Source organism: Streptococcus sp. 1F3 (assembly GCF_054968985.1).
Map to the genome: position 1 here is coordinate 1 of NZ_JBUEQR010000094.1, position 12,672 is coordinate 12,672.

A 12,672-nucleotide genomic window follows, 5' to 3' on the forward strand; every position below is an offset into this window, starting at 1 on the left:
TTGTGTTTCCAATTGTTTTTCCCAGTGAAAAAGGGTACTACTACTGATACCAAATAACTTGCAGGTTTCTTTCTTTTCATGACCTGCTTGAACATGAGCAATTACTCGTTTTCTAAAATCTAAATCATATGCCATAACACTATTCTAACATAATTTATTTATAAACTAAAGCACTATATCAGTTTGGCTGGGAGTTTGTTTGGCTAGGATGCTGGTAACCAAGAAAGACTAAAGTCGAGTTGAGTGGCAGCAAGGAGTTCTGCATGTGAAAAGCTGCTTATACTCTTGTCATCAAGACTGATGTGCTGGACAAAATTGAAATGAGGGTAGTTGTCGTGACTGGTAATGGTAAGCCATTTACCAGTAGTAGGGAGATAGCATTTGATTTGTGGGAAGTGTGGCACGCCACAGACATACTCACTTTTTCCGGGGCAGAGTGGATAAAAACCGAGACAACTAAAGATATACCAGGCGGACATGCTTCCGTTATCCTCATCTCCAGGATAGGCTTCGAAATTTGGTTGGAAACTTTCTTGACGGATACTCTTGATGAGCAGGCTAGTGTATTCAGGGTGGAGGCTCTTTTGGAAGAGGTAGGGAATATGGAAACTCGGTTGGTTAGAAATCGCCAGCTGGCCGAAGTTTTGAGTCGCTACCTCACTCATTTCGTGAATTTCGTAGCCGTAACCGGTGACTTCAAAGAGAGGCTTACTATTACAGAGTTGAATCAGGTAGTCAGTGAAAGCTCGGTCTCCTCCCATCATTTGCTTCAGTCCCTCTATATCGTGGAGGATACCTAGACTGGCTTGAATACTGGAACATTCTGCATAATCTTGACCCCAGCTATAGGGTGAAAAGTCTGGTCGCCAGTTGCCATCTTCATCTTTTGCTCTGAAGTAGCCTGTTTTAGGATCAAAGAGATGTTGGTAATTTTGGGCTTGCTGTTTGTATTCTTGGGCAGTATCATCGTGTCCGAGTGCCTCTGCCACGCTTGCAATGCAGAAGTCGCTATAGGTATAGTCAATGGTATGGCTGACACTTTCATGAAAGTGGGTATAAGGAAGGTAGCCCAGTTGCTTGTAGGTATCTGCTCCGTGTCGTCCAAAGATATTGTTGGGGTCGTTCTTTTCTGCTGTATCAAGCATGGCTGAAAAGAGCTGTTCCTGTAATTGAGGGGCGATATCTTTGGCACAGGCATCTGCGATGACCCCGTCAATGAGCGTACCTGGCATCATACCACGTTCGTCAGGAGCTAGCCATTTTGGCAGGTAACCTGTTTCTTGGTAAAAATGGAGAAATCCCTCTAAGAAAGCAGCGTATTGCTCTGGTGCGACAAGGGCAAAGAGGGGAAAAGACGTGCGGAAAGTATCCCAAAATCCGTTATTCGTAAAGAATTTTCCAGGGCGGACTTGATTGGAGGCAAGATCGAGATGAATTTCCTTGCCTTTGCTATCCATCTCATAGAAGGTTTGTGGAAATAGGAAGGTTCGATAGAGGGCATGGTGAAACATGCGGGTATCGTAGCCTCCGTCCTCCACAATGTCAAAACGATGGAGATAGTGCAACCAGGCTTCTTTTGCTCGTATTTTACAGTCCTCAAAGTGGAACTCTGGCGTATTGAATAGAGCCTGCTCGTGGGAAATGTAAGAAGTTCCAAGCTGGATTTCTAGATCTGGTGCGGTAAATTCAACGATGGTATCACTTTCTAGTTGCTTGACAGCAGTCATCGGTGTGTTAAAACGGAAGTGGACATAAAGGGTGATGGGCTTATGGGTCGTTTCAGTCACATCTTGTACGTAGCCTCGTAGAGAATAAGGATCGACCTGTTCAAAGGAGCATCCTTTTTCATTGTGAAGAAAGAGGGCTAGCTTTTCTTGTCTAAGACTGTTTAGCTTCAGGCAGGCACCATAGGTTGTGGGGACTAGATCTGTTCGGATCTGGTAGCGTTCAGAGTGAATGGCTAGATGATGGGGTTGAAAGATAGCTTCATTCAGACGATAGCTACTTTGCCGATGAAAGAGGCTGGCTTGTGTCATCTTTCCTGTAACAGGGGTCAATAATAGCCAAGCATAATCTCCAATCCAAGGACTTGCTTGATGGGTCAAGCGTATACCTTGGAAAAGAGGAATAGTCGGATTAAAAAACCAGCTTCCTTGGCTATCAGTTGTTTGGGGAACGAAATAATTCATACCAAATGGAAGTCCTGTATAGGGAAGTGTGTTCCCGTTTGAGTAAGCGTGACAGTTATCAGAACCGTAGCGTGTATCAATTTGTTCGAGGATGGTTTTCATAGGAGTTTCTTTCTGTGAACCTGTTTTTAGACCCATTATATCATGTTTCTTTTCCATAGGAACAAGTGGAGAAGATATTATCGAAAGGTCTATAGTTTGTGTAGGTTTTTTTAGAATGCCTTATTTTATACTAGAAACTGAGCAATAGTAATATTCTTTGAAAACCAAAAGGAGATAATATGTATTCAAAAGACTTAGTCAATCAATGGTTGCAAGCGATTGCGACGCGAGCAAAAGATCATCCTGAATGGGTGCAGGTATTTGAGCGTTGCTATACCGACACACTAGACAATACGGTTAAAATCCTTGATGATGGCACTGCCTTTGTTTTGACGGGGGACATTCCTGCCATGTGGTTGCGTGATTCAACTGCTCAAATTAAGCCATATTTGTTTCTAGCAAAAGAAGATAACCGTCTGCGCCAAACTATTTTAGGTGTGTTGAGACGCCAGCTTCGTTTTATTTTGCATGACCCTTATGCGAATGCTTTTAACATGGAGGATAATTGGAAAGGACACCATGAGACAGACCAGACCGACTTGACTGGCTGGATTTGGGAGCGAAAGTATGAGGTGGATTCACTTTGTTACCCTCTGCAACTAGCTTATCTCTTGTGGAAAGTGACAGGGGAAACGAGCCAATTCGATGAGGAATTTATAGAAGCGACCAAGGCTATCCTCAATCTTTGGCAAGTGGAACAAGACCATAGCCGCTCCCCCTACTCATTTGTTCGTGTAGGAGATCGCAAAGAAGATACCTTAGCCAATGACGGCAATGGACCAGCCTTTGGTCTTACAGGCATGACCTGGTCTGCTTTTCGTCCGAGTGATGATGCTTGTGAGTATAGCTATCTTGTTCCTTCGAATATGTTTGCAGTCGTTGTCTTGGGGTATGTGGTCGAAATCTTTGAGGGGCTTGATCTACTCAATCGTGAGACTATTGTGCCTCAGGCTAGGTGCTTGCAGGCGGAGATAAGAGAAGGAATTGAAACGTATGGGAAGACACAAAATCAGGCTGGTGAGACCATTTATGCCTTTGAAGTAGATGGTTTAGGAAATGCCAGCATCATGGATGACCCAAACGTACCAAGTTTACTTGCTGCCCCTTATCTAGGGTATTGCCAGTTGGAGGACGAAGTGTATCAGGCGACACGACGCACGATTTTAAGCAAGGAAAATCCTTATTACTATGAGGGTGAGTATGCCAGAGGTCTAGGAAGCTCCCATACCTTCTATCGGTATATTTGGCCAATCGCACTTTGTATCGAGGGATTGACAACGAAAGATCAGGCGGAAAAAGAACGCATTTTAGATCGATTAGTGGCTTGTGATGGTGGAACAGGGCTTATGCATGAGAGTTTCCATGTGGATGACCCAACCAAGTTTTCCCGTGAATGGTTCTCATGGGCAAATATGATGTTTTGTGAATTGGTGCTTGATTATTATGGTATGCGAGTGGAGGTGTAGCGTGGAGAATGTAGTTGTTCATATTGTTTCCCATAGCCATTGGGATCGTGAATGGTACCAATCCTTTGAAGGACACAGGATGCAGCTAGTAGAGCTGTTCGATGATTTATTTGATTTGTTTGAGAATGACCCTGAATTTAAGAGTTTTCATCTGGATGGTCAGACCATTGTCTTGGATGATTATTTGGCTATTCGTCCTGAAAATCGAGAAAAAGTGCAAGCTTACATTGATCAGGGAAAATTAAAAATAGGTCCTTTTTATATCTTGCAAGATGACTATCTCATCAGTAGCGAATCCAATGTTCGTAATAGTTTAATCGGTCAGCAAGAATGTCGAAAGTGGGGGAAAACGACTAAGGTCGGCTATTTCCCAGATACCTTTGGGAACATGGGGCAGGCGCCGCAATTACTCAAGCAGACAGGGCTTGATGTAGCCGCTTTTGGACGTGGTGTCAAGCCGATTGGTTTTGATAATCAGGTCTTGGATGATCAGCAGTTTAGCTCGCAATTTTCTGAAATGGTCTGGCAGGGGGCAGATGGCAGTGAGGTTCTAGGGATTCTCTTTGCAAACTGGTACAGCAATGGCAATGAGATTCCAGTTGAGAAAGCGGAGGCTGCAATCTTTTGGGAACAAAAATTAGCAGATGTCAAGCGTTATGCAGCGACCAATCAATGGCTTATGATGAATGGTTGCGATCACCAGCCCGTTCAAAAGAATCTGAGCCAGGCTATTCGGGTAGCCAATGAATTGTATCCAGAGATTACCTTTGTTCATAGTAGTTTTGATGACTATATAGGAGCAGTTCAGAAACACCTTCCGGCTAAATTATCGCAGGTGACAGGCGAGTTGAACAGTCAGGAGACAGATGGTTGGTATACCTTGGCCAATACAGCTTCTGCACGGATTTATCTGAAACAGGCCTACCTTGAAACCAGCAACCTCTTAGAGCAGGTGGTGGAACCACTGATTGTCTTGACCAAGGGTGAGCAATACCAAGACCAGTTGACCTATGCTTGGAAAACCCTACTCCAAAATGCTCCGCATGATAGTATTTGTGGCTGTAGTATAGATGAAGTCCACCGTGAAATGGAAGTGCGCTTTGAAAAGGCTAAGTCTGTGGCAGGATTTGTTCAGACCAATCTTCTGAATAGTTGGAACATGCAGCTCAATACCCAAGAGGCAAGCAGCCCCCATCTTTTTACAGTCATCAATCCAGGCTTGCATCCTAAAAGCGATCAGGTCAGCGTAGTACTTGAAATGGCTACATGTGACTTTAAAGAAGCGACTCCAACGACCGCTTTTCAACGAATGTCAGATTTGGAACTGCCTACTTTTGATGTTGAGGACCTAGAGGGGAATCGGATTCCTGCGATTATTGAAGACTTAGGAGCCCATTTCAACTATCAGTTGCCCAAAGATGCTTTTCGTAAGGCCTATATCGCACGCCAATTGAAGGTGACGATACCGGTTGATTTAAAAGCTGCTTCCTGGCAGACCTTTCAGCTGGTGCCAGCTGCTCCAGTAGAAGAAGTAGGTCTTTATCAAGATGGACAGATTGAGACAGATTATTTCAAACTTTGTGTGGAATCAAGTGGTTTGACCCTTTATGATAAGCGGACTGGTCAGATTTATCCGGACTTTATGCATTTTGAAGACCGAGGTGATATTGGAAATGAGTATCTCTACTTCCAACCGCTTCATACCGAACCAATCTATGCGGATCTAAGAGAGGTAGAAGTGCTTGAAAATACTAGCCAGCTAGCTCGCCTGCGTTTAAGGCATGAATGGACGATCCCAGTTAGTGCAGATGAGCAGTTGGAATGGGAACAAAAAAGCATGGTTGAGTACATGAGGCGAACCTCAGGTCGTTCGCAGGAAAGGACCAGAATGGAACTTATAACTGAGTTGACAGTTCTTGCCTCAGACCCGCAAATTCGCTTTAAAACTCGCTTTACCAACACGGCAACAGATCACCGGATTCGCGTTCTCTTCCATACAAATCATAAGGGATCAACCCATATGGCAGAGAGTATTTTTGAAGTCGTTGAGCGAGCCAATCAGCCGTCAGCCACTTGGGAAAATCCAGAAAATACCCAACGACAACAGGCATTTGTCAGCCTGATAGATGAGGAAAAAGGTGTAACGGTCGCAAATAAAGGGCTCCATGAGTATGAGGTCTTAAACGGAGAGACTCTTGCCCTTACTATCCTACGTGCGGTAGGTGAGTTAGGAGATTGGGGCTATTTCCCAACCCCAGATGCCCAGTGTTTACGAACCGTTGAAGTAGAGTATGCGCTAGAATGCCATCAGCCAGAAGAACGCTTTGCAGCTTTTAGACGAGCGAAGGCATTTCAAAATTCCTTCATAGCCATTCAAGTCCCTGTTCAAGCTGGAACTCTTGCCCCAACTGGTCAGATTGAGCATCCAGCCTTGGAAGAAGAGAGGCTTTGCCCAACTGCCTTGAAATATGAAGTAGCTGGTCACTATCCTCTTCTTCGCTACTACAATATGAGCCAAGAAGCAGTGCCATTGGAGGAAAAAGCCCACTATGTGAACCTGTTAGAAGAAGCCTGTCAAGTAGAGAGTGATTTTATAAGACCACAAGAAATTCGGACAGAAATACTTGATCGTCCCTAAAAATCATGACCCTATTTTTGGAAAGTCAACTGAAGCTTTGTTGATGTGATTGGATGGCTGAAAAGATAGCCTGTTGGTGGATGCTTGATAATACAAAGGCAGTTTGTAACTTGATGGCTCTAAAGGGATGGTGTCCCTTGGGAGGTTGGAGCTGGGAGCTTGGTGTTGCCAATGTGTAAGTGCTTCCCCTTGTTCATGTTTAATGAACAGGGGGGAGTGAGACCCTGTATTCACAGTTCAGCACTTCCATCTAGGATTCGTTTTTAAGTGGCTCATTCAATATACAGTCAGTATGTTGAAAAAAACTTGCCTTGATGAGCGAAAAATACTCGTTTATATAAAAGCACTTTACGTGTGAATACAGGGTCTAAAAAGTCGTTGTGAATGTGGGTTTGGTAAATGATTGCAAACACTCGTTCATTGCAGTTGTTAGAGGGTATCTATATCTATGAGGAGAATAATATGGTAATAGCCTGTATTGATATTGGTGGTACTAGTGTTAAGTTTGCTAAAATGACCAAAGAGGGGGCAGTGCTTGAAAAAGAAACCTGCCCAACCCCTGAGACCTTGGAAGCCTTACTTGACTTTCTAGATACTTGTTTGAGAAAGGCAGATTATGAGGGCATTGCTTTTAGTGTCCCTGGTGCGGTTAATCGAGAGACAGGAATGATCGAGGGGATCAGTGCCATTCCTTATATCCATGGTTTTTCTTGGTATGATCAACTAGCGACCTATGGAGTGCCTGTAACCTTAGAAAATGATGCGAATTGTGTTGGATTGAGTGAGCTTTTATCACGTCCTCATCTGCAACATTTAGCCTGTGTTGTCATTGGTACGGGAATCGGAGGAGCTATTATTTTAAACGGACAATTGCACCGAGGACGGCATAATTTAGGAGGTGAATTTGGTTACATGACCCTGCGTGAGCCTGACTGTTATCTCCACAATTGGTCAACGCTTGCGTCAACGGGAAATTTAGTTCGTACTGTGCGAGAAAAGACAGGAGATGATAGCTATGATGGGCTTAAAATTTACCAAGAGGCTCATGGGGGAAATCCAGCCTGTCTAGAAAGTATTGAGCAGATGTATTACTATCTGGCTTTGGGGATTTTAAATATTCAATATAGCCTTGATCCGGATATGATTAGTATCGGTGGTAGCATCAGTCAAAATGAGGAATTTATTGCTGGATTACAGGAAAAGGTTGAAGAATTGGTCGATCGTTATCCTGAATATAGCATCGTGCCAAAGATTGTTGCCTGTCATTATCAAGAAGATGCAAATGTATATGGAGCCTTGGTAAATTGGCTTCAGGAGGAAGAACAATGGTAGTCATAAAAGGGGTATCAGACCAACAACAGCAAGCAATTCAGCGTATTCAAAAAAGATTGCACTTGGGAGAGTGTGAGATAGAAGTCTCGCAATGTGCAGGGCATTCCATCGTTCTTGAGGGAAAAAAAGGGCAGTATCGCCTCCAGTATGACCAGCCTTTTCGACTTTATCGAGGGCTTAGTCTGTTAAAAGCAGCTCTGAAAAAAGGAGATGAGGTTTCTATTGTAGAAGATGCGGCATATGAGCGCTTGGCTTATATGGCAGATTGCTCGCGCAACGCAGTGCTAACGGTTGAAGCTTGTAAGCAGATGATTGAACTGTTGGCTTTAATGGGTTACTCTACTTTTGAACTTTATATGGAAGATACCTATGAGATTGAAGAGCAGCCCTACTTTGGCTATTTTAGAGGAAGATATACAGTAGAGGAATTAAGAGAAATTGAAGCCTATGCCAATCTTTTTGACATGGAATTTGTCCCTTGTATTCAAACCCTTGCCCATCTAAGTGCCTTTGTCAAATGGCAGGTCAAAGAGGTACAAGAACTACGAGATGTGGAAGATATTTTACTTGTAGGTGAAGAGAAGGTTTACCAGCTCATTGATCAGATGTTTGCTAGCTTATCTCAGCTCAAGACACGTCGTATCAATATTGGTATGGACGAAGCTCATCTGGTTGGCTTAGGGAGGTACTATAGGCAACATGGTGCGCGTGAGCGTAGTCTCATCATGTGTGAACATTTGGATCGGGTTCTGACCTTGGCAGAACACTATGGATTTCATTGCCAAATGTGGAGCGATATGTTTTTCCAATTGATGTCTAAGACCGCTAACTATGAGGGGGACTTGGAGATTCAAGCAGAAACGCAGACCTATCTTGAGCAGTTAAAGGAGCGTGTGACCTTGGTCTATTGGGATTACTACCAAGACACGAGTGAGAAGTACGAGCGTAGTTTTGAACGTCACTTGAGCATTAGCTCTGATATTGCTTTTGCAGGCGGTGCCTGGAAGTGGATTGGCTTTACTCCTCAGAATCATTTCAGCTGTATGATTGCAAAGGAAGCCCATCAGGCCTGTCAGCAGTATCAGGTTAAGGAAGTCATTGTGACTGGTTGGGGAGACAATGGTGGTGAAACGGCTCAATTTTCAATTCTCCCTACCCTGCAAATTTGGGCAGAATGGAGCTATCGTAATGATTTGGAGCAGATTTCAGATCATTTTGTGGAAAATACAGGTGTACCCTTTGAGGACTTCATGCAGATTGACTTGGCGAACTTGTTGCCGCATATCCCTGAACATCTCAGTGGTATCAATCCAAATCGCTATATTTTCTATCAAGATATCCTCTGTCCCTTGTTGGATCGGCATGTCCTGCCAGAAGATGCAGCGCATTTTCTCCAAGCAGCAAGTCAGTTAGCAAGGATTGCACAGACAGCAGGAGATTTTGCTTATCTCTTTGAAACCCAGGCACAACTCAATCGCATACTTGCTGTGAAGGCTCGTTTGCCAAAGGACATTCGAAATGCTTATGCGCAAGGGGATAAGGCAGGTTTGTTGGCCTATGCAGAAAGAGACTTGGCTCAGCTCGAAGTAGCCTTGGCGCAATTTATCGACTGTTTCAGCGACCAATGGTTGCGGGAAAACAAGGTCTTTGGCTTAGATACAGTAGACATTCGTATGGGTGGATTGCTACAGCGTGTACGTCGTGCCAAGGAGCGTCTGATAGCTTATGCCAGAGGTGATTTGGCTAGTCTACCAGAATTAGAGGAAGCATTGTTGCCCTTTACAGATCACTACGCCGGTAAAAGCCCAACCGCTACGGCTGCCAATCAATGGCATCTCATTGCTACGGCATCAACTATTTATACGACCTAAAAGAGTAGGTAAAACGAACCAATCATAAAAAACACAGACAGATTCAGGCTGATGTTGATTCAATCCAGCTGAACTGTCTGTGTTTTTCTTTTGTTTCCATTATTTTGGCTGCATTTCTTTGCTCATTGCGTTAGCTTTATGCCCATTAGGGGAAAGGAAACCGAAGGTAGAACTAGCCTTCACCAAGGCAAGTTGACGAAGTATCCTTTTGATTTTTAAAGAGTATTATAGTGTATTGGACGAAAAATGAATAGGCAGAAGAAAGAAGTTAAGTTTGACCTTCGCTTCTTTCTTGGACAAACCCATCTGGAAAGACAAATTCTTTGGTAAAGTAGTGGGCCAGCTCGGGATGTGATGTATGCGAGATCATGATAATGGTTAAATCAGGCTTCTGGAGTAGCTCACGCTCAATCGTTATCGCCGTTTCTTTGTCAACTGCGGAGGTTCCTTCATCAATGAGGATGATTTTTTGTCCACGTAGTAAGCCTCGGGCGAGTGCAATCCGTTGGCGCTGTCCGCCTGATAAGGATCGTCCACGATCACCAACTTCACGATTGAGGAAATCTTCAAATGCTTCGTGCACACTTAGCCCAGCTTGCATACAGGCAGCTTTGAGTTGCTGGTCTGAGAAGTCCTGCCCTAGGCAGAGATTTTCCCGAATGGTAGTAGAAAGTAGGTAGGCTTCCTGAGGGAGGAAGAGGATATGCTGGGCAAGGTAATAGGCTGGCAAATCACGGATTTCTTGACCATAGAAGGTCATGCTTCCAGAGTAGTCTCGGAGAAAACCTATTAGGATTTTCAATAAGGTAGACTTGCCACTTCCACTTTCGCCTGTAATGAGATATTTCCCATTTTTTTCAAAGTCTAGCTGTATATTTTGAAAGATGGGGTGCTGACCGTAGCTGTAGCCCAAGTGGCTGGCAGCTAAGGCAGGGGCATTTTGAGTGCAGCTCCTCGGAGTAGGTGGGCTTGAAGGAGTCATAGGCTTGGGAATGGCAGCTTGAAATTTCTGGAAAATTGGCTGACAACCGTGGACGAGTGCTAGCTGACTACTCAATTCACCTAGGGTTGTAAAGATAATACCTGTCAGAGCACCTGTTGCTTCAATGGTACCGATGGAAACAAGCCCCTTGATAGCGAGATAGCCAGTAAAGATGGTTAGCCCAATTTGAAAGAAGATGTTTCCTGTGAATCCAACTGCGCCAACAGCTGCCTCAAGGCGGGTTTGCTTGAGAATGACCTGTTTGAGTAGGAGGGAAGCCTGAACGATTCGTTTGGGGATTTCTCTTAGTAAAGAAAGGGAATAAAAGACATCAAAGCCATTTAAAATCGTTTCACTTTCCTTGAGAAATTGTTCATTTTGTTGGCTGGTTTTCAAGCTTACCTCCTGCATTTTCTTGCCAAATAATTTCGGAATGGCAAGCATGCAACTGACAGAGAGAAAGGTGACAAGCACCAAGGACCAATGGTAGCGAAAGAGCATGACAACAGCCAGAATGGTTCCAGATATTCCTTTAATGATGAGAAAAAAGGGTTCTAAACCTTGTTTATTGATGCTGTGAATGTCGTTGTTGAGCCAGGAAAGATAGGTATTGACAGAGCGTAAATGATAGCTTTGATAGTCTGTTTCTGCCAGTTGTTGACTGATGTCTTTCCGAATAATGGTATTGAGTTCCTGAATCAGCTTCATCTGGTAGAGCTTGGTCAACCAGTCAAAAAAGATGAGCCCGCCCCAGACCAACATTAAGTAGATTTCCTGGAAGAGAAATGCTTTCCAACGCAGGGCGATCAGTTGATTTAAGGCTTCGGCGTTGATGGTTGCGGCATAGACATGGCAGATCTGTCCAATGATAATTAGGAGACTAACACCGAGGAGTTTTGATTTTCGTTGCTGAAGAAGAGCAAACATAGTACACCTCTTGATCTCTATTTTTTGCTTTGATTCTAGCAATTTCTATTAAAAAAACCAGTTAGAAAGTATAGACAAATCCCTCCTAATTTTAGATGCCATCGAAAGCTCTCTTTCCTTCCAGTAGGGTTTAAAAAATTGTAGAACTTTTTCTATAAATAGTAGTTAATACTTTGGAGAAAAAGGATGTATACTGTTAATGTAAACGTTCACAAAGGAGGGGTTTGGATGAAAAAGATAGGAAGAACACTGAAAGAAAATTGGATGTTTCTATTGATGGTTTTTCCAGGCATGATTTGGTTGGTACTCTTCTTTTATATACCCGTTTTTGGAAACGTTGTGGCTTTTAAGAATTACCACTTGACAGGAAATGGTTTCATTCATAGTCTGGCAAACAGTCCGTGGGTTGGTTTGGATAATTTTAGGTTTTTATTTAGCTCACGGGATGCTTATGTTATCACGAGAAATACGGTGTTATACAATGTTGGCTTCATTGTGATAGGCTTAATCGCAGCGGTAGCGATGGCGATTATTCTGAGTGAGCTTCGCTCAAGGAGATTGGTGAGGGTCTATCAGACTACTATGCTCTTTCCTTACTTCTTATCATGGATCATTATTTCATTTTTCGTCTACGCCTTTTTAAGTCCAGATAAGGGAATTTTAAATCACATTTTAGCAGGGTTCGGAAAAGAAGGAAAGAACTGGTATGTGGTTGCTTCTTTCTGGCCAGCCTTCCTACTCTTTCTCGGCATTTGGAAGGGCTTGGGAAATAGTAGTATTATCTATTATGCAACCATTATGGGGATTGACCCCAGTTACTATGAAGCAGCGACAATGGATGGAGCTTCTAAGTGGCAACGTATTCGCCATGTGACGATTCCACAATTGGCTCCGCTGATGATTATCCTAACTATTTTGGCTGTTGGAAATATCTTTCGGGCAGACTTTGGACTTTTTTATCTCATCCCTAAAAATTCTGGTCAAATTTTTAATGTCACCAATGTACTAGATACCTATGTCTATACAGCCTTGGCTCGGACAGGGGACATCAGTATGGCAGCAGCTGCAGGTCTTTACCAGTCAATCGTTGGCTTTATTTTAGTGCTGACAACCAATCTCATCGTCCGTCGAATTGACAAAGACGCGGCCCTATTCTAAAAGGAGG

At 43.5% G+C, this 12,672-nt stretch carries 9 protein-coding genes; 6 read left to right on the forward strand and 3 right to left on the reverse strand.

Annotated features, from left to right (window positions below; translation table 11 throughout):
* Positions 1-135, reverse strand: a 135-nt coding sequence (locus ACVPON_RS08565; RefSeq protein WP_462878246.1) for an IS630 transposase-related protein, incomplete at its 3' end; no start/stop codon positions are given.
* A gap of 68 nt (positions 136-203) precedes the next feature.
* On the reverse strand, positions 204-2,291 hold the full coding sequence (locus ACVPON_RS08570) for a GH92 family glycosyl hydrolase (RefSeq protein ID WP_462878210.1): 2,088 nt from the start codon (positions 2,289-2,291) through the stop codon (positions 204-206).
* A gap of 179 nt (positions 2,292-2,470) precedes the next feature.
* Here ACVPON_RS08570 and ACVPON_RS08575 point away from each other — a divergent pair, with 179 nt between their 5' ends.
* From ACVPON_RS08575 to ACVPON_RS08595, 5 genes are all read left to right on the forward strand, one after another.
* Positions 2,471-3,757: a glycoside hydrolase family 125 protein gene (locus ACVPON_RS08575; RefSeq protein ID WP_462878211.1), complete on the forward strand. Its 1,287-nt coding sequence runs from the start codon at positions 2,471-2,473 to the stop codon at positions 3,755-3,757.
* A 1-nt stretch (position 3,758) separates the two neighbouring features.
* A complete protein-coding gene (locus ACVPON_RS08580) occupies positions 3,759-6,395 on the forward strand; it encodes an alpha-mannosidase (RefSeq protein WP_462878212.1) in 2,637 nt (878 codons plus the stop codon).
* 53 nt (positions 6,396-6,448) lie between these two features.
* Positions 6,449-6,574, forward strand: a complete 126-nt coding sequence (locus ACVPON_RS08585; protein WP_462878213.1) for a hypothetical protein — start codon at positions 6,449-6,451, stop codon at positions 6,572-6,574.
* 283 nt (positions 6,575-6,857) lie between these two features.
* The gene (locus ACVPON_RS08590) at positions 6,858-7,727 is read left to right on the forward strand and encodes an ROK family protein (protein ID WP_462878214.1); all 870 of its coding nucleotides are present in this window, start codon (positions 6,858-6,860) and stop codon (positions 7,725-7,727) included.
* Entirely contained in the window at positions 7,721-9,598 is a 1,878-nt protein-coding gene (locus tag ACVPON_RS08595) for a family 20 glycosylhydrolase (RefSeq protein ID WP_462878215.1), read from the forward strand. Before ACVPON_RS08590 ends, ACVPON_RS08595 begins: the two co-directional genes overlap by 7 nt.
* Before the next feature lie 268 nt (positions 9,599-9,866).
* Here the strand turns inward: ACVPON_RS08595 and ACVPON_RS08600 are convergent, their stop codons facing one another.
* The gene (locus ACVPON_RS08600; protein WP_462878216.1) at positions 9,867-11,507 is read right to left on the reverse strand and encodes an ATP-binding cassette domain-containing protein; all 1,641 of its coding nucleotides are present in this window, start codon (positions 11,505-11,507) and stop codon (positions 9,867-9,869) included.
* A 228-nt stretch (positions 11,508-11,735) separates the two neighbouring features.
* On the opposite strand from ACVPON_RS08600, the gene ACVPON_RS08605 reads away from it, so the two are divergent.
* Positions 11,736-12,665, forward strand: coding sequence for an ABC transporter permease (locus tag ACVPON_RS08605; RefSeq protein ID WP_462878217.1), 930 nt, complete (start codon positions 11,736-11,738; stop codon positions 12,663-12,665).
* The last annotated feature ends 7 nt before the right edge of the window (positions 12,666-12,672 follow it).